General features: G+C 58.4%; 12 protein-coding genes and 3 pseudogenes. 4 read left to right on the forward strand and 11 right to left on the reverse strand.

What is annotated here, in order from left to right:
* From repA to repC, 3 genes are all read left to right on the forward strand, one after another.
* The gene (gene repA, locus AC245Y_RS34975; protein WP_003555232.1) at positions 1-1,218 is read left to right on the forward strand and encodes a plasmid partitioning protein RepA; all 1,218 of its coding nucleotides are present in this window, start codon (positions 1-3) and stop codon (positions 1,216-1,218) included.
* Complete coding sequence (gene repB / locus AC245Y_RS34980) at positions 1,215-2,204, forward strand: plasmid partitioning protein RepB (RefSeq protein ID WP_017997560.1); 990 nt, start codon at positions 1,215-1,217, stop codon at positions 2,202-2,204. The genes repA and repB overlap by 4 nt, the downstream gene beginning before the upstream one ends.
* A 199-nt stretch (positions 2,205-2,403) precedes the next feature.
* On the forward strand, positions 2,404-3,711 hold the full coding sequence (gene repC, locus AC245Y_RS34985; RefSeq protein WP_017997559.1) for a plasmid replication protein RepC: 1,308 nt from the start codon (positions 2,404-2,406) through the stop codon (positions 3,709-3,711).
* A 67-nt stretch (positions 3,712-3,778) separates the two neighbouring features.
* Here repC and AC245Y_RS34990 read toward each other — a convergent pair.
* The 11 genes and pseudogenes from AC245Y_RS34990 to AC245Y_RS35040 all read right to left on the reverse strand — a co-directional run.
* Positions 3,779-4,193, reverse strand: a pseudogene (locus tag AC245Y_RS34990) (transposase); the annotation flags it as partial.
* A 160-nt stretch (positions 4,194-4,353) separates the two neighbouring features.
* Positions 4,354-4,740, reverse strand: a complete 387-nt coding sequence (locus AC245Y_RS34995) for a type II toxin-antitoxin system VapC family toxin (protein ID WP_003555238.1) — start codon at positions 4,738-4,740, stop codon at positions 4,354-4,356.
* A complete protein-coding gene (locus AC245Y_RS35000; RefSeq protein ID WP_003555240.1) occupies positions 4,737-4,985 on the reverse strand; it encodes a type II toxin-antitoxin system VapB family antitoxin in 249 nt (82 codons plus the stop codon). The genes AC245Y_RS34995 and AC245Y_RS35000 overlap by 4 nt, the downstream gene beginning before the upstream one ends.
* A gap of 118 nt (positions 4,986-5,103) precedes the next feature.
* On the reverse strand, positions 5,104-6,246 hold the full coding sequence (locus AC245Y_RS35005) for a site-specific integrase (RefSeq protein WP_012760598.1): 1,143 nt from the start codon (positions 6,244-6,246) through the stop codon (positions 5,104-5,106).
* Positions 6,243-6,572, reverse strand: a complete 330-nt coding sequence (locus AC245Y_RS35010) for a type II toxin-antitoxin system Phd/YefM family antitoxin (protein ID WP_017997558.1) — start codon at positions 6,570-6,572, stop codon at positions 6,243-6,245. The genes AC245Y_RS35005 and AC245Y_RS35010 overlap by 4 nt, the downstream gene beginning before the upstream one ends.
* An 11-nt stretch (positions 6,573-6,583) precedes the next feature.
* Positions 6,584-6,961 carry a type II toxin-antitoxin system VapC family toxin gene (locus AC245Y_RS35015; protein WP_003555245.1) on the reverse strand — a complete coding sequence of 126 codons (378 nt, stop codon included), beginning with the start codon at positions 6,959-6,961 and terminating at the stop codon, positions 6,584-6,586.
* Positions 6,958-7,248, reverse strand: a complete 291-nt coding sequence (locus tag AC245Y_RS35020; RefSeq protein ID WP_003555247.1) for a type II toxin-antitoxin system Phd/YefM family antitoxin — start codon at positions 7,246-7,248, stop codon at positions 6,958-6,960. Before AC245Y_RS35020 ends, AC245Y_RS35015 begins: the two co-directional genes overlap by 4 nt.
* Positions 7,249-7,563: 315 nt before the next feature.
* Positions 7,564-9,234, reverse strand: a complete 1,671-nt coding sequence (locus tag AC245Y_RS35025) for an IS66 family transposase (protein WP_487762886.1) — start codon at positions 9,232-9,234, stop codon at positions 7,564-7,566.
* 221 nt (positions 9,235-9,455) lie between these two features.
* A pseudogene (locus AC245Y_RS35030) lies at positions 9,456-9,641 on the reverse strand (IS66 family transposase); the annotation flags it as partial.
* Positions 9,575-10,776 (reverse strand): annotated as a pseudogene (locus AC245Y_RS35035) (IS3 family transposase). The pseudogenes AC245Y_RS35030 and AC245Y_RS35035, both read right to left, overlap by 67 nt.
* A gap of 654 nt (positions 10,777-11,430) precedes the next feature.
* Complete coding sequence (locus AC245Y_RS35040; RefSeq protein ID WP_157628402.1) at positions 11,431-11,898, reverse strand: hypothetical protein; 468 nt, start codon at positions 11,896-11,898, stop codon at positions 11,431-11,433.
* A 70-nt stretch (positions 11,899-11,968) separates the two neighbouring features.
* Here AC245Y_RS35040 and AC245Y_RS35045 point away from each other — a divergent pair, with 70 nt between their 5' ends.
* Complete coding sequence (locus tag AC245Y_RS35045; RefSeq protein ID WP_245274090.1) at positions 11,969-19,612, forward strand: hypothetical protein; 7,644 nt, start codon at positions 11,969-11,971, stop codon at positions 19,610-19,612.
* Positions 19,613-19,625: the final 13 nt, after the last annotated feature.

The following is a 19,625-nucleotide window of genomic DNA, read 5'->3' on the forward strand; positions in this document are numbered from 1 at the left end:
ATGCCGACTAAGGCCGCGATTGTTGAGAAAGCCAAGAGAGCGAGTCGAGTCTCGATCGACGAGACGATCGCGCAGGACTCGACGATGCTCAGCAGCCAATTGCAGGTGCTGTTCGAGCGGTTGTTTTCGCCCGACGCCCGCAAATCGCTACGGCGGTTCAGCAGCACCGAGACTGCCAAGCTGCTCGGCGTTACGGACAGCTATGTTCGCCACCTTGCCGCCCAGGTGGAAAGCATCAATCCGGAAAAGACGGCGGCCGGTCGACGGGTCTTCTCGCTTGAGGAAATCCATGCGATGCGCCACCATCTCGGGCGCACCAAACCGTCCTATCTGCCGATGCGCCGGCCGGGTGACCATCTCCAGGTGATCGCCGTCACCAATTTCAAAGGTGGCTCCGGCAAGACGACGACATCCATCCACCTGGCGCAGTTCCTGGCTCTTCGCGGCTACCGCGTGCTCGCCGTCGACCTCGATCCGCAGGCGTCGATGTCGGCGATGCTCGGATATCAACCCGAATTTGACGTCGGCGAAAACGAGACGCTTTATGGTGCCATCAAATATGACGAAACGCGCCGCGACGTAGCCGACATCGTTCGCCAGACCTATTTTCCGGGGCTCGATCTCATTCCCGGCAATCTCGAACTGCACGAGTTCGAACACGATACGCCAAAGGCGCTCGCCGACACCAACCGCGACGACAAGGACATGTTCTTCATGCGGGTCGGCAATGCGCTGCATTCGCTGGAGCAGAGCTACGATGTCGTCATCATCGATTGCCCCCCCACCCTCGGCTTTCTGACGCTCTCTGCTCTTTGTGCCGCTACCTCCGTCCTTATCACCGTCCATCCGCAGATGCTCGACGTTGCGTCGATGAACCAGTTCCTGACGATGACCTCCGACCTTCTGGCCGTGGTCAAGCAGGCAGGCGGCAATCTTGATTACGACTGGATGCGCTATCTGGTCACCCGCTATGAGTCCAATGATGGACCGCAGGCGCAGATCGTTGCCTTCCTGCGCAGCCTGTTTGGCGAGCGTGTGCTGACCTCGATGATGGTCAAGTCGACAGCGGTCTCGGATGCTGGCCTGTCGAAACAGACGATCTACGAGGCCGGACGCGACACGATGCATCGCCAGACCTATGACCGCGGGGTGGAATCCGTCGACAGCGTCAATGCCGAGGTCGAGCAACTCATTCGTAGTGCATGGAGCAGGACATGAGCCCAAAAGGACGCGACATCCTGAAGAGCATGGTCGGCGCTGTCGAACCGACACGGCCGGACGCGCCAAGCGTGCAACAGCCGCATCGGCCTTCGGGAGCGGTCAAGGCGATGAACCTGTCACTTGGACGGCTGGGAGAGGAAGCAGCCGCCGCTAAGGCACTGCGGGAATCGCTGGCTTCCGGCGACAAGGTGCTGGAGATCGATCCGGCTGCGGTCGAAATGTCCTTCATCCGCGACCGCATCCCGGTCGACAAGGATGCCGAGTTCGAGCGATTGAAGCAGTCTATCCAGGAAAGCGGACAGCAGGTTCCGATTCTGGTGCGGCCGGACCCGGCAAGGGCCGGGCACTACCAGGCCGCCTATGGCCACCGGCGCCTGCGGGCGGCAGCAGAGATCGGGGTTCCTGTTAAGGCCGTTGTACGTAAGCTCACCGATGCAGAGCTGATCCTCGCACAGGGTCAGGAGAATGGCCCGCGTGTCGACTTGAGTTTTATAGAGCGGGCACTGTTTGCACGCCGCATGGACGAGCATGGCTTCAGCCGTGACATGATTTCCAAGGCGCTGGCGACAGACAAGCCGGAAACGTCAAGGCTCCTGCAGGTGGCTCAGACGATCGATCCCGAGATCATTCTCGCCATCGGGCCGGCCCCCAAGGTCGGACGCCCGCGCTGGTTGGCGTTTGCCGAGAAATTCAGGGAGACGGGCGGGCAGAAAAAGGCGCAGGCTGCCATCAGAGCTGCTGATTTCGTGACGTTGGAGACCAACAGCCGCTTCGATGTCATCTGGAAGGCGGTAGAGGAGAAGAGTGCACCTCAGCGGGCCGAGCAAACGCTCCGGACCCAAGGCGGCGCGCCGCTTGCTTTGGTGGCCCGGTCCGGCAAAACCTTTCGCATCACCGTCAAATCGGCGGCGTTTTCGGAATTCCTGGCTCAGCGGTTGATAGGCCTCGCCGCCGAGTTCGAAGAGGAAAACGAGGGAAAATGAGGCAGTTAGACCGGTTGTCAGCTGACAATCCGGATAGGAGATAACGCGCAAAAGAAAAAAGCCCCCGAACGTCACCGTCACGGAAGCTTTCCTCGTAGTCTTGAACACCTCCGAGAATCGCACTTCCGAGAATCGCTGTCAAGAGTTTTTGGCGCCGTTTTGGTGAGCGGATTTCTTTTGCCTCGTTGAGGTGGAAGATATGGAAACCGGAAGTGTGACGACGCCCTTTGGGCGGCGGTCGATGACGCTCGGCATGCTCGCAAGCCAGGTCATGGCCGGAGAAATCAAACCGGATCAGTCGGTCGATAAGTGGAAATTGTTTCGCGCGCTGTGCGAAGCAAAGCCGCTGCTCGGCATCGGCGATCGGGCGCTTGCCGTGCTCAACGCGCTTTTGAGCTTCTATCCGAAGAATGAGCTGGCCCAGGGAAACGGCTTGATCGTCTTCCCGTCGAATATCCAGCTTTCGCTCAGAACGCATGGCATGGCCGAACAGACTGTGCGGCGTCATCTCGCGGCGCTCGTCGAGGCGGGTCTTCTGGTACGCAAGGATAGCCCCAACGGCAAGCGTTACGTCCGCAGGGACAGGGCAGGGGAGGTCGATGAGGCGTTCGGCTTCTCGCTGGCGCCGCTGCTTGCCCGTGCCGAGGAGATCGCACAGCTCGCGGCCGAGGTTATGGCTGAGCGGCTGCATGTCCAGCGTCTGCGTGAACGCATCACCCTTTGCCGCCGTGACATTGCAAAACTGATCGAAGCGGCCGTTGAAGAAGAGATCCCTGGGGATTGGCAAGGCCTATACCGCGAATTCCGGGACCTGATCGAAAGCCTGCCGCGATCGCCGACGACAGCGCAGCTTGAACTGTTGCTCGACGAATTGACGGGTCTGCGCACAGATATTCTTAACCGGCTGGAAAGTCGGGTTAAATCAGCAAAACAGCGCGGCAATGCCGATTATATCGAGCGTCACATACAGAATTCAAATCCCGAATCTAAACCTGAATTTGAACCAGGCTTCGAAACGAAGCAGGGCGCGATAGCTGAGCCAGACAACGACCGAGGGGCCGTGACGGCAGAGAAGGGAAGGGGTAAGGCAACCCATCCCTTCCATCAGATGGAGGAAGAGCAAAGTCGACGGCCGGGGGGCCGCAACGATGGTGGCGGACTGAAATCCTTCCCACTTGGCCTGGTTCTGCAGGCCTGCCCGGAAATCCTTGCCTATGGGCCGGATGGCGCAATCCGCAACTGGCGCGATCTGATGGCCGCAGCCGTCATCGTTCGATCGATGCTGGGCGTCAGTCCATCGGCCTACGAAGAGGCCGCCAATGTGATGGGTCCGGAAAACGCCGCGACCGTAATGGCATGCATCCTGGAGCGAGGCGGCCACATTAATTCGGCCGGTGGCTATCTTCGTGGCCTGACGCGGCGAAGCGAAAAGGGCGAATTCGCGATCGGCCCAATGCTGATGGCGCTTCTGCGGGCAAATGCGCCGGCCGGGCGGAAAGTTGGATAGGCCTTCGGCTCCGTGCGGGCGGCGCCGATAGATAGCTAAGCTCGGGCAAAACTCTGCAGGCTGCTACGAGATTATCCATCACGACGATGTCGCCGGGTTTGAGCACTGGTACGAGTTGCTGCTCGACATAGGCGCGAAAGCACTCACCCTTGATCGAGTCCATCGAAGACACAGGGTGCGGTGAGCCGATCGCAGCGCAACGCGCCGAGGAAAGTCAGGGTGCGCCAATGTCCGTGCGGGGCGAAGCTGCGCAGGCGTTTGCCCTTCGGCCCCCACCCTCGAAGCGCCGCCATGTTGGTCTTGATCCAGGTTTCATCGATAAAGACCAGCCGTCTTGGATCGAGGCCAGACTGCCAGGATCGCCAGCGCTGTCGCCGTTGCGCGACGTCAGCGCGCGCCCGGTCAAGGGCGAACAGTGTTTTTTTGAACCGCAATCCCTCACGCCGCAGGAACTGCCACACCGTATCGTGGGATACCTTCACCCGTGACATCGATCGGGGCAGCGGAAAATCTTCTCGTGCCAAGAAGAGGCCGAAGAGGGTGCCATCCACCAAGCCGGCTGCGCCGGACAGCGGCAGGGGAGGGGCTCATTCGCAGGCGGTAGGGCCTCAACTCCTGACTGCAGTCTCTCTTCCGCCATGATCACGCCGCCCGGACATCGGTTTGAGCGAAATCGTTGCCCTTGAACAGCAGCGGCTCGCCGGACGCTTTCGCCAGAGCATAGGCAAAGCAGTCGCCAAAGTTGAGACCGGCCTTGTGACGACCTTTTCCGAAATCGAGAAACGCCTGCCTTGCCAATTCGCCATGCTCGAGCGTGACAGGCTCGATGATGATGCCGGCGCGCCGGAAGAAGGCCTCGGCCTGGCGCATGCCGTCGGGGCCGAGCTGACCCTCGACCACCATCGACAACTCGACGTAATTGGCGACGCTGATCCGCGTGAGCTCCGCGTCATGGATGATCTTAACGAAACTCGCCGCCTCGGGCTCACGGTAGAGGATTGCGACCAGGGCCGAGGTATCGATGATCATTTCGGCAGGCCGTTCTCGTCGTAAAGGAACTCGGCATGGTCGACATAGGGGCGTTTGACGTGCGCTGCGGCGCGATCGGCGATCGCCAGGAGCTCCTCGACGCTGGCACGCCCCTTTCGCCGTTCGATCTTCGCGAACCGCTCGCGCAGCGCCTCGGTGACAACGCGGGTCATGCTTTCTCCCGTGGCGTGGGAGATCGCCTGCGCCAAGCGATGGGCTTCCGGATCCTTGATGCTGAGGCTCATTCCGATAATTTCCGTCTAGAAAAATAGCGTTCTTTCTAGATTTCTATGCGCAATCTTCTTCATTTTCAAGCCTGTCGAATAATGTCCGATAAATTACCGGACATTTAGATGGAGCCACCTAGAGCATTCGAGCAGCGCGACCGCTTCGTCGCGTAGCGTTGTTATAGTAGCTGGATGCCTGCTGCACAGAGCGGTGGCGCGATTGCTCCATGGCTTCGGGAAGCGGGATGCCGCGGTTCGCAGCCTCCGTCAGATAGCCCGACCGAAGTCCATGCGCCGAAAACTCCCCAGGCTCCAGCCCAGCCTCTGCCACCCGCCGCTTGACGATATCGTTGACCGCTTTTGGGTCGAGCGCCCGTCGGGATACATTGCCCCAGCGATCGATCGCTCGAAACACGCTGCCGCCGTCGACTTTTGCAGCCGTCAACCAGGCATTCAGCGCGTCCACCGGCCGGCCGGTCAGATAGACGACCTCGTCCTGGCTGGCACCGGAATTCTTGGTGCGGCCAAGATGGATGGTGAGCGAGGGGAGGGGGATGTCGTCCTCACCGGTGACCGGCGCCTCGACCGTCAGTTGCTCCCGGCGCAGACCCGCGACTTCGCTGCGACGACGACCGCCGGAGGCGAAGGCGACCATTAGGATCGCCCGATCGCGAACGTCGCGCAAACTGTCACTCCTGCAGGTCGCGAGCAGCCTGGCCAGCACCTCGCCGGTGACCGCCTTGGCGCTTTTGCGGCGGCGTGGCCGCGGCACGGCGCGCACCGCCAGCCGGATCGCCGACTTCAGGGCAGGGGAGGTGAAGGCGCCGTCGAGGCCGCGCCATTTGGTCAGCGTCGACCAGTTGGCGAGGCGCCGCCGCACCGTGTCGGGTGCGTGTGGCCCCAGAGACCTCAGGAAGCCGCGAAAGCGCAAGACGTCTTCGACATCGGCCGGCATGCCATGCTCGGGGTCGTTTTCGCGCCGTTGCGGATCCCACAGATGGTGGGCGACAAATTTAAGCAGCAGCGCCTCCGCCGCTGGCCAGGGCAGGGCGCTACCCGTCGCCGCAAGCGACCAGGCTTCGAGATAGGCGAGGTCGGAGGTCAGTGCCCGCAGCGTGTTGTCGCCCATACCGGCATTGACGAGATGCCGCAGCGTCTCGACATCCTGGTCGGTCAAGAGCTCGGCGAGCTTGTCACGGCGGTCGATCGGCAGCACGGCTGCGATGGTGTCCAGGGCCTCGGCGCGGCTGGTGACGGATGCAGAATGCGTGACACTCATCGCGGCGCGCCGTCTGCGTCGTAGAAGTCATCGTGCGCGGACGTCAGATCCACGTCTTTCGGCCTGCCTGTCGCAGCAATAGCCCAGACATCATCGAGCGAAGAAGGTCTTCCGGCCTCGGCGATCCTGCTGGCTGAAGCGGCCGCTACCCCGTCGCCAAGGCTCTTCGTGGGCTGGTCAGATCCGAGAACAGGGCTCGAAGAAAACGCGGTGAGCCTTGCAACAGGTCGTCCGTCCCGGCACACATAGACCTCGTCCTGACGGGCCAATTCGATGAGCTCCTCCAAGCGTTTCGCGGCTTCCTGGACATCAGCGAATATCATCATCACCAACCTCCTTACCATACCCGTTCGTGCAGCACCGCATCGAAGGCGGTGTCGAGCGACACGAAGGCACAATGTTCCAACCGCGTCTGGGCGGCGAGAATGCGGTCCCAGGGATCGCGGTGATCCCAGTCGAAGCTTGCCGCCAGTTCGGCGTGCAGGTCGGTGATGGCAAGTGTCTGTAGGCCACTGTCAGCGACGGCAGCGCGCAGTTCCTGCGGCCTAAGATCGAGCTTTTTCAAACGCATCTTGTTGTCGAGCTCGTAGAAGGACACGGCGCTGACGAGGACGCTGTTGGCCTTGTCCTCGATCAGCGACCGGGCCATCCCGGACAGCCGCTCGCTACCGATTGTCCACCAGTAGACAGCGTGGCTGTCGAGCAGAATCTTCATGGCTGGGGCTCGCGCTCGGATGGACCACCCTGCCAGACGCCGACATCATCGTTCCAATCGCCGGCGTCGATTGCCACTTGTTCGGCATCGACCTCGTCGAACAGGTCGTCGGGCAGGCCGCGCTGGCGCAGCAAGCCGAAGGGGCGCTTGCCGCCATCGGCTGGGCCGATGCGGGCATAGATCTCACTGCCCCGCATGATAATGATTTCTTCGCCCTGGTTGGCGCGCTCGAGCACCTCGGCGAAATTTTTCCGCGCTTCGCTGATCTTGTAGCTGGTCTGGGACATCGTGCGCTCCGATTTTGCCTCTCAAGCTGCACGATAGCACCGTAAACCCGTGCGTACAATCCATCTGTACGTATCACTTCCGATAAGAGGTACTTATCGATGGTTAGCACGCCACGAAAAGTCCGCGGCCATGACGGAAGCAAGCGCTGAAATCGCTTCTGGTTAACGGCGTGTTTACCATGATTTCAATGCGTTATGATCGAGCCGAGCCAGACAGCTCTGGATCCCAACGGGGTAAGTGGGGCAGATTCGATGGCGCTGCCGGTTTGGCAGGCAGAAGCGTCGAGCGCTGATGACCGTTGGTGGCTCCAGCGTTTAAGCCCGGGCAAGGATGGTGGCCGGGAGAGACGGGATGGGGTGATCTTCACTGCCGATCCCAAGCCGGTCACCGAGATAATGGTAGAAGGAAAGGCCGAGCTTTTGGCAGGTCTTCATCAGGCCGAGCATGACATCGCGCGCAACACGGCCATCCTGGCTCATTGTGCCACCGGAGATCTTCCGCTTCGTGACAAACGTCCTTAAGGCATTTTCGGAGGCATTGGTGTGGAGCGGGATGCCGGGATACTCGAGCACCTTTAGCAGCTCGTTCTTCCTGCGATGCAGTCGCTCGAGAAGCGTGTCGAGTGCTTCATAACCCGTACGTAGTGTGAAGATCCTATCGAACCGTCGTCGGAATGCGGGAGCGGACTGGGGGGAAGGGCACTGCTGGTAGGCTTTCAGCGCTTTATAGAAACGCCAGACGAGATCTCGGACCATCGTGACCAGCCGCTCCTCCTTTGCAGTGGTCGGCATCAGCTTTTGCAGAAGGCGCTCAGTATGGACCCAACACAGTGCATGATTGCCGACACGGAACTGTCCGGCATCGTCGGACACGATCACCGTATTTGCCATCAGGCCGTGATGGCGGATGGAGCCCCAAAGCCCTGCTTCGGCAAGGGTGCCGATCTCCTGGCGGTTGAGAATATCGACACCTTTGTCAGCCAGATGCGCCATGAACGGTACCTGGTTGCAGAAGTGTTGCGGCTCAAACGTCCGAAGCCCATGGACTACGGGCGGATTGCCGCGACGTTCTTTCAGATAATCGAATGCGGCGTCACCCAGCACATAATCCTGATAGCCGCCGCGCAGCAGGGACAGAAAGTTCAGGCGTGACTTCGATTTCGTGGTGCGAAAGACGGTAAAATCCGCACCGCCGATCTGTCTGGTGTAATAGTTATTATGGGAATGCCGCGCGCCGGTGTCGTCAACCGTCACATAAGGCGACGCCACGAGACCGGCATGCAGCAGTGCGGCATCCTCGGCGACGAAGCCCTCCAGCTGCCTGGTGAGAAGCCGCACGATCTGACGCTTGGAGATGGCGATCCCGACATCGTTCAGCAATGTCGTCAACCGCTGCGTCGTCACCTGTCCTTGTGCGTGCAGCATCAGGCAAAGCCGCCGGAGGTTGGCGCCATAGCCACCTATGATCCCGGCCGGCAAGGGAGCGAGAACCGTCTTTCCATCCGGTGTCACCCAGCATTCACGGCGGTAGTGCACGAGTTCCGCCTTGAGCACCAGGTCTCGGACGTAGACGCTTCTATATCCCTTGAAGCGCGAGCCGGACGGAGCATCGATGCGTAGGATCTCCTGCCGGCTGACCCGATCCACATCCAGCTTCGGACCCCGCGGCTTTTTCCTGCCGGCCACATGGTTTGCTGGAGAGGCCTCCGTTGCCCTCTCCATGCCGGAGGCGCGAAACGGCGGGCGCGGCGGCAGATTTTTCAGCCGGGCGATCTCGTCGCGCAACAGCTGGTTCTCGAGTTTCAGGCGGGTATTCTCCAGCCGAAGGGCGGCGTTTTCCTCCCGCAGCTGGATGTTGTCGGCCTCAAGCTTCGCAAGCCGGGCTTCTGCCTGCTGCGACCGTTCCAGAAGACCCGTCACCAATCCGCGCAACGCATTCAGTGAAAGCGTGTCGGCATGCTCGGGGGAGGGGAGCCGTTTCTTCATGGCAGAATCGAATCATGATTTGCCTCGGCTTGAGAATCCCCAGACTAGCAATCACTTCTCAAAGCGCGCGGTTATGCACACTTCTATGACCGCTCACCAAAACGCCGCCATGGATTTTGCCCCACGTACCGCCCCGAGGTAAGCGGGGCTGATTTGGTGGCCATGCCGACACAATCTGCAGATCTGACCCAGAAGCAGGGTGCCCGAAGGGCCGAGAGCGTTCAGGCGCGTGCTGCAACCATCGAGGCGAGGGGTGCAACAGCATGATCTTCGTCATTGATCCCCAGCCGATCACCGAGGTAGTGCCAGAACGACAGGCCGAGCTCTTGGCAGGTCTTCATCAGGCCGAGCATGCTGTCACGCGCCTGCCGACCGTTGCGACTGACCGTGCAGCCGGAAATCTTGTAGCGGCGGGTTGCGGTGCGGAGCCATTTCGGCTGCGCAGCACCGCATCACGTCGCGGGTTGAGTGTCTGAGCGAATTCGGCCGGTGTCAGCCAGCCAAGGCCTGAATGCGGGCGTTGATCGTTGTAATCGCTAGGCCAGTTTGAAAGCGCAGACCGGGCGTGAGCAAGCGACGAGAACAGAGTTTCATTCAAGAACTCGTCTCGCAGCCGCCCGTTGAAGCTTTCGATAAAAGCGTTCTGGATCGGCTTGCCGAGTGCAATGTAATGCCAGTCAACCTTGGTCCGGTTCGCCCATTGCAGGATCGCGTTGCTGGTGAACTCGCTGCCGTTGTCGCTGACGATCATCCTCGGCTTGCCGCGCTCCTCGATAATCCGGTCAAGCTCCCGTGCGACGCGAAGACCGGAAAGCGATGTATCGGCGACGAGCGCCAGGCACTCCCTCGTGCAATCATCGACCACGGTCAGAATCCGCAACCTGCGCCCATCGGTGAACTGATCCGACACGAAGTCTAGCGACCAGCGATCATTGGCCACCATCGGCACCAGCATCGGCGCTCGCGTGCCTATCGCTCGCTTGCGACCGCCGCGCTTGCGCACCGTCAGTTTCCCCTCCCGATAGAGCCGGAAGAGCCTCTTGTGGTTCACGAGGTGACCCTCCCGCCGGAGCAGCACATGAATGCGTCGATATCCGAAGCGGCGACGTTCATGCGCCAACGCCTTCATTCGCTCGCGAAGCTCATGATCATCGTCGCGCCTGGTCTCGTAACGGACCGTCATTCGGCAAAAACCAATGGCTTTACACGCCCGCCGTTCGCTCATCTCATGATGGCTCATCAGATGCGCGACAACTTTCCGCTTGGCCGCGGGCGTCACCACTTCTTTCCCAAAAGGTCTTTCAAGGCCGCATTGTCGAGCATCGCATCCGCCAGAAGCCGCTTAAGCTTCGTGTTCTCGTCCTCAAGCGTCTTTAGCCGCTTGGCCTCGGACACCTCCATGCCGCCCTACTTGGCCTTCCATTTATAGATGCTGGCATCGCTGACGCCATGCTTGCGGCAAAGCTCCGAGACCGGCGTGCCTGCCTCGTGCTCCTTCAATATGCCGATGATCTGTTCGTCTGTGAAACGATTGCGCTTCATCCTCTGGTCCTCTCAAGGGCCAGAGCTTACTTCAAAATGGATTATTTCAACGGGGCAACGTCGCGTTCAACGTCACAACCTACTAGCAGCACTAACCGTATTATGAGCGCGAATGGCTATACTGTAGAGCTGCACGATGAGGGTAAAGATCGGATATCAGCCGTTTGGAATGAAATACGCTTTGCAGGACATATGAACGGCGAACTTGGCGACCTGAACAAGAACGGAGACTGCTGGGTCAACCAGCGCGTTCGGATGTGCGTTCTTGAATGATCGGCCGTTAGCATGACCGCCAGTACTTCGTCACCCTTGTCGATGGAGCGCCTGGCGACCGAGACCCGCCACTTGCAGCGCACCGAAGGGCTCTTCGCGCGCTACTAGCGCCTTTTTCTGACAAGGGCGATCTACGGGTCTCACCGCCACGTATATCGCGTTCCGCAGTTTCATTGTGCGCTGGAAAATAATTCCAATCTGCGCTTGATGCGCTGCATTTACCGCAACATACCTACTTTTAGTCTCTAGACTATCTCTACAAAATCATTTTGTAGAAAAATATTCTTTTCGTTAAAAATTCCCGACCCCGGTTGACGTATTCAACTCAAGCTGGCAATTTCGGGCACTTGCAGGGGAGGAGTTAGATTTTTCGATTCAGCTTCAGGAATGAGCGGCGCACTTTGAGGCCAGAAAAAGGTTATACCCTTTAATCTTCTCAACGAATTTATCGTACTCATCTCCCCAAGAAACGTCGCTAACGAACAGAAATGAAACCTTTCCTTGAGATAATAGACTATCACCCTGTTCGGTTGGCAAGCCCGGTATAATTCTTGTCATGGCATTTCCGAAACCGAAATAAGTCTCCTTTCCGCACGGATACCTTGTATCATTTCTCACGTGAAAATCCGTTAGAGCTAGCACCAGCTTATTAATTGCAGCGGACTCTTCATATAAACCGAAAATACGGGAGTACTCCACCGGAAATGCTGCGAAAATGGCCGCGATTACAACCGCCAAGAACAACAGGAATATGATCGTTTTTTTGCGCATTGTCGAAAGACCCGGGAGACTGTTTGCGTGTGATTGCAGAGCGGCAACATGCAGTTCACCGCGATGCGGTGTCAACACCGACAATGATCGCAAGCCAACCACAACCGTTTTTCATTGCACCAAGTCTCGGGTCGAAGAGGAGATCTAAATGACCAACACGTCGGGGCCATATCAAAACGACATAAGGATTACAGGCCGTAGGGACGACGTAGCGATGACCAATTTCGCCCTTGGCACGCTTAGTGCAATTCCCGAATTTAGAGAGATGCTTCGTGCCGTAACCCAGTCACAGAGGCTGGATATCGATTTTTGGGGGAGTGGGTCGCAGTATCACCCCGACTCCAATAGGATTTCAGTCGATTTGTTCCAGGCTGCACGAGGTGAGTATAAAACAGTTACGGGCAAGTGGCAGAGTTCATCGCTACAAGAAGTGCTCGTACATGAGTTAGCGCACGCCTACCTTTCCGATCACTATAACGAGCAGCGAGCAGTTTCCGTCGCAAATTCCATAATGGGGAAGTATTTCTCGATTGAAAATAGAGGGAAATATACGGACGCACGGCTCAATACATCGAAAAACTTCAATGACCTATTGATCCTGAATTATATCGGAGCGACCAATAAATTTGTCGATGTCAGCAAATTCCCGCCAGGTTACCTAAATGGCAATTTGGCCGGAGTGGTGCTTTCGATCCAAGAGGGCAAAGGTTTCCGCTCAATTTCTTTTGGCCAAGCATACGACTCTCATTGCTTTCCTGGCGATACCCAAGTCTACGCATGGGAGGAAAGGAAGAAAGGTCTTTCGATCGCCAACGCTCCCGACGAGAAGCTGTCACGATGCGATGCGAATCCGATATTTCCCGTACAGTCGGACGGATTTACCTATAGATCGATATCGGAGATCAAAGTTGGAGACCTAGTCCTAGCATTCAGTTCGGAAGCAGCGTCCGGACGTGGCGACTTGGTTCCGCGCCGGGTGAAGCGGCTCTTTCGTAGTATGACAGAGGAGTGGGTAAAACTAAGCTGGGATGACGGCGGTGAGAGCAAGGAACTCATTTGTACTCCCGGTCACCATTTTCTCGACGAATTCGGTCGATTTTCACCAATCGAGGATATGATCAGGTCGGGGCGCGCGACGGTTGTGCTGGCCCCTGGGAATCTGGCGGATGTCTCAGTTGAGCGAATTGTCTATTCAGCTGAAACCGCGCACATGTTCGAGGAGGCGCAAGCTCTGAGCGTTTCGGCAAACGGTACTGCAATGCAGCCGATTGGCTTGAGCGGTTGGCAGACCTTCAACTTCGAAGTCGAAGACCTTCACACTTATGTTGCGGGTGGCGTTAGAGTTCATAACATATCTGACCCGTTTGCCCACGACAGAAGGGGCGTCGACGATCTCGGAATTTTAGCCAAGGCATACGATGTGCCCGGCTATGGAAATCAATATTTTGACGGAGTTGCGCTGGATTACTATTACAACTCCCTCGGCGGCGTGAACGGTTTTGCGGGCACGGCGCTCGGCTGGGGCCTGACCGCAGCGGCTGCGGCTAACTTCAGCGGGGCTAGTGGGTTTCTAGCTCAAGCCATCTTCGGCGTGGCTTACGCGGAGAAGGCGGGAAAGTATGATAACGCAGCTACCCAACGGTACCTTGGATATAGTGCGGTAAAATATGCGAAAACTATGGAGGCGGCTCACGGAAAAATTTCCGAGGGAGGCTTCTACGAATCTCTCGGTCCCGCCCGGTATGGCGAAAAGATCGGCTCTCCGGAACATGTCGCTGACCGCGCATTTGCGCAAGGCTATAGCTTTCTCGAAGTATATTCGGCTCGGGCGGGAGTTTCTATTTATTCCGATCCGGCCTATCGGGCTCTAGATAAGCACCGGGCGCAGCACACGGCTAGCTTAGCTGGTTCTTCAGACTCTTCCTCCAGTGAATCCAGGTCCTCGACCAGTAAAAGTTCAAAATCTAGTAGCGGCAGAAGTAGCAGTGATTACGGACCAAGCCCCAGCGGCAACTGGAGCTCCTCCACGAGGCCGGTTCTTCTTGATTTGAGCGGCAACGGCTTGAGCATCGAGAGCTTGTCGACCTCCTCGAAGTTCGTGGATCTCGACGGTGACGGCTACCAACATCGCACCGCCTGGGCCGGAGCAGGCACCGGCGTCCTGATCATTGACGCCGACGCGGACGGCAAGATCAGCCGGTCGAACGAATTCGCCTTCACCGAATGGGATTCCTCGGCGACGAGCGATCTCGAGGCGCTGAAGCATGTGTTCGACACCAACGGCAATGGTAAGCTGGACGCCGGCGATGTCCAATGGTCGAAGTTCCGGGTAGAGGTCGACGGCCAGTTGGTGACGCTGGACAGTCTCGGCATTAGCTCGATCGACCTGACGCCGAAGGGCAGCGGCCAGACCTATGAAGACGGCTCCGCCATCACAGGCACGACGACCTTCACCCGCGCCGACGGCACCACGGGAACGGTTGGCGACGCCAAACTGGCGAACGATGATGCCACCTATATCGTCAAGACGACAAGCGTCACAAAGGCCGATAGTTCGGTCGAGAAGACGATCCTTGCCTACAATACAGACGGCAGTCTTGCCTTCCGCAATGTCGTCACCACAAGCGCCGATGGCAAAAGCGTCCAGACGCAGTTCGATGACGACGGCAACGGAACCTTCGACCGCTCGCAGACCAATGTGCTGACGGTCGATGCATCAGGCGTGCAGACAAAGACCGTCTCCAATTTCAATGCAGACGGATCGCTTGTCGATCTCACCACGACGGTCACCAGCGCCGATCATCGGACGGTGACGACAACGCTCGACCAAGACGGCGACGGCATCACCAACCAGCGGCAGACCTACATCCAGAACGCCGATGGTTCGACCGCGACGACGACGGAACAGCTTAGCGTCAACAGCACACTCCTGACGAAGACGATGGTCGCATCGTCCGCCGACGGCCTGACGAAGACGATCAGCGTCGATCTCGACGGCAACGGCGTCTACGATGATATCGTCACGGAGACCACCGTAGTAGCGGCGGATGGCGGCCGCAGCACAACGACGATCGATCGCAGCTTGAACAATAAAACCCTCTCCACAGTGTACAAATCGATCAGCGCCGACAAACGCACTACGACAATAACGACCGACGCGGACGGCACCGGGCCTGCCGAAACCAAAACCGTCACCACGTCCACCGTGGCAGCGTCAGGCGACGTGACGCTGGACACGATTGTCTACAACACCAACGCGTCTTTCATTCAGCGCTCGAAATCGACGACAATCACCACCGCCAACGGATTGTCGGAGACCACAACAAGCGACGTGAACGCAGACAACGTCATTGATTTTACCGATACAGATGTGACGGTGATCGATGCTAGCTACCGGACGCAGACGGTCCAGCATCGCAGCGGCAATGATACGCTGCTGTCGCAGACGATCACGAAGACCAGCATCGACGGCAAGTCGATCACGATTTCCGAAGATGCCAATGGGGATGGCAAGAACGATCAAGTGACGGAGATCTTGGTCGGGACCGATGGAAAGACGACCACCACAGTCAGCAAACTGAACGCCGACGGCTCGCTGGTCAGCAAAACCGTCACCGTCACATCCATAGACGGCCTGTCGAAGACGACAAGTACGGATGCGAACGGCGGTGGCGTTTATGACCTCGTGGTGTCGGATGTCATCACCGCCGAGGCCAATGGAAGCCGCACGGAAACTGTGACGTCAAAGAATGCCAACGGCGCGACCCTCGCCACGACAGTCACCAACACAACGGCGGACAGCCTGACCCAGACCGTCAAGACCGATTCTGACGGTAATGGTGTCTTCGAGGAGACGACGACCGATGTCATCGTTCTCGACGGTACCGGCAAGCGCACTGAAACCGTGACGAGCAGGAGTGCCGACGGAACGTTGAATGCGCAGACCATCACCGAGGTCAGTGCCGATCGCCGGACGACTACCGCCTGGACGGATGCCGACGGTGACGGCAAGACCGATACGCGCCAGGTCAAGGTCATTGCAGTAGACGGCTCGACCACGACGACGGAAACGGCATATACACCGAATGACCCTGTCACCGGCACGACCAAAGGCACGGTCACCGTCAGCGGCAATGGTCTGACGACAACCACGTCGGTCGATCTGAACCGCGATAGCGTCGCTGATGTGATCACGACCGACCAGACGGTGCTGAATGCCGATGGCAGCAAAACGCAAACGGTTTCTCTGAAGAGCAGCAACGCCACGCTGCTCGACAAGAAGACCGTTGTTACCAGCGGCAACGAGATGTCGATCACCACGAGTGAGGATCTTAACGGCGACGGCGCCGTCGATACCAAGACGACCGATGTCACGACCTTCGATACTTATGGCCTGCAATTCCAGACTGTATCGGATTACCGCGGCACGACGCTCGTCGGAACGACGAAGGTAACCACTAACCTCAACGGCCTTTCCGGCTCAACCGACTACGATCTGGACGGCGACGGTACGGTCAACCAGACTTTGTCCTGGAAGAAAACGCCGATCGACCCGAGCGGAGCCGTCACCACCACTCAAACGGTTAAGGCAACGGACGCTAACGCCACGCTGCTCTCGCAGAAAATCACCACGGTCAGCGCCGATCAGAAGACGACGACGATCACTTCCAAGATCGACAGCAACACTGTTGTGGACGTTCTGGAAACAATAACGATCGACGATAACGGGACGCAGAAGGACGAGGTGAAGCAGTATAATGCTTCCGGCGCGCTCGATAGCCAAGCTGTCGTCACCACCTCGGATGACGGGTTGTCGAAGACCTCGACTTCGGACCTTGACGGCAACAGTGTCTTCGAACTTGTCACCACCGATGTGACGGTGCTGAACGCGGACGGCAGCCGCACGCAGACGATCTCGAAGAGGGGGATCAGCGACGTGCTGATCTCCCGCACGACGGCCAATGTCAGCGCCAGCGGCCTGAGTAAGAGCACAAGCTGGGGCGACGCCAGCGGCAATGCAGTCCGCTCCATGACTGACGTCACCGTCCTTAATGCCGATGGCGGTACGACGGAGACGCTGTCCTACTTCAAGGCGGATGGAACGACGCTGGAAAGCCAGACCGTCACGACGGTTGCGGCACATGGTCTCTCGGCCACTGTCACCACCGACGTCGACGGTAATGGCACTATCGACAAGAAGTCGGTCACGACGAAGCAGTCTGACGGCTCGACAATCCAAACCCTCAGCGACTTCACCGCGAACGTGCTCAAGGACTCCAAGAAGGTCACGACGTCTGCCGACGGTCTGACGCAAACTATCGAATATGACGGCGACGGCAATGGAACGGTCGATAAGAAGACGACCAGTACTACGGTTCTGAACGCCAACGGCAGCAAGACGACCACTGTGAAGGATTTCGTCGGCAGCGTCACCAAGAGCATCACGGTGGCGGACGTGTCCGGCGATGGTCTGACCACGACCACCAAGTGGGATACCACAGGCACCGGCGGTGGCACGACCTTCAACAAGAGCCGGACTGATGTCACCGTGCTGAACGCCGATGGCTCAGAGACGCAGACGGTCAGCGACTTTACCGGCACGACGCTGACCAGCCGCACGCTCGTCACCACCAGCGCAAACGGCCTGTCGATCACCACCCAGATCGATCCCGCTGGTGCCGGCTCCTACAGCCAGACCTCGACCGATGTCACAGTCATAAATGCCGATGGCACCAAGACGCAAACGGTGGAAAGCAAGAAGGCTGATGGTTCTCTGATCTCCAGGAGCATCATCACGATCAGTGCGAACGGCCTGATCACCGCATCCGCTGAAGAGCGGCCGGGCTTCACCAACCAGACCGTCACCGACACCACGACGGTCCTGGCCGACGGCGCCATCCGCGAGACTGTCGCGACCACCGACAGCACCGGCACTCTTATCGGCAGGGCGGTCACGCTCACCAGCGCAGACAAGCTGACGGTCACCATCGACCGTGACGGCAACGGCGACGGCATCGTCGACCAGCGTCAGGAGACGGTCACTGCCAATTCCGGCATTCAGACAACGGTCACCACCAACTTCAACGCCAATGGAACAACCGTCAAGGACAAGTCGACCGTGGTCGTATCCGCTGACGGTCGCCTGACGACGACCACCTGGGACCTCGACGGCAATGGCACGAACGACCGTCAGCGAGTGACGAATTTCACCGCTAATGCCGACGGAAGCAGCACGACCATCATTTCAGACAAAGATCTTCCGGCCGGCACTTTGACTGCAAAGACGACGATACAGTCCTCTGCAGATGGCAGGCTGAAGACGACCTCAAAGGATATCAACGTCGACAATACGGTCGATGAGCTCCAAACCGTCACTATCGATTCCACAGGTGCCGTGGTCACTAACACTGCGACAGCACGAAACACCGCCACCCTGACGTCCGGTGTCGTCTATTGGAAGCAGGCTATCGCCGCCAAGATCGAGACCACGGCATCGGCTGACGGTCGCACCACGATCGCCAAATACGACTATGATGGCAATGGTGTCTCCGAGACTGTCATGCAGTCGACCCTCCAGGTCGACGGCTCCGTCATCACGACGGTCACCGAAACCGGCACGACCCCGGCCAAGGGCACCATCGCAACCAGTGCCGACGGGCTAGTCACGACCCTATCGAAAGATACCGACAACAATGGCAGCATCGATCATATCGAGACGGCGGTCACCCATGCCGACGGATCGATTACGCTGAGCAAGAAAGACGCTAACGCCGTCAAGCAAACCGTTGTCGAGGAGGTGCGGTCAACCGGTACGCTTGCATATCGAAAAACGACAGATCTCGGCGGCTTGAATTGGTCCTACAGTGAGGAAACCTATGATGGCTGGGGACGGCGCACCTCGGCAAACGTTGTCTACGATGACGGCACACGCCTTGCGTACCGATACGATGCGACGAACACCAATTCCTGGTGGCAGCTGCAATACTCCTACACTGGGACCACACTCAATTGGCTGCGGGAATTTTGGGACAATGGTACGTTGACCCACCGGCAATACGACTACAACCCTAGCAACAACTATTGGCAGATCGCCAATGACGAGTATGCGGACGGAACTCTGATCCAGCAAACCAAATATTTCGACAACGGCAATTACGATGTCACGAGAAACGGTGTGACCTATCACTATAACGCGAGCGGACAAAAGATTGGTCCCGTACTTCTGGATCTTGACGGGGATGGTCATGTGGATCTTCGTCCGATTGATCTGACAAACATGGTGGCCTCGCCGACATTCGACTGGGATGGAGACGGTGTTCGCGATATGACGGCCTGGGCTGGTTCTTGCGATGGTTTCCTTGCCATTGATCTTGCAGCCGACGGAACTGCGGGGCCGGACGGGGTTATCAATCAGGCAAAGGAGCTGGCTTTCTCGCTTTGGGCCGAACAGGACGGGGAGGCAGGGAGTATTTCGGACCTTGATGGCGTCCGCCTTGTCTTCGATACGAACCACGACAACGTGCTGAATGCCGATGACGAGCGCTGGAACGAGTTCCGTATTTGGCGCGACGCCAACCAGAATGGTGTCACCGACCAGGGCGAACTCCTGACGATGACGGACGCCGGTATCAAGCTCATCAACCTGATGCCCACTTCAGATGGATCTCAGGCATTCGCTGACGGTTCGACGATCACAGGCACCAGCTCCTACCAGACAGTTGACGGCAATGAGCACCTGGTCGGAGACGCAATGCTTTCCTTCCGGCCGAGTCGGACGTCCAATGCCGCATAACAAGTCCCCCTGC

The organism is Rhizobium sp. SRDI943, from assembly GCF_057653695.1.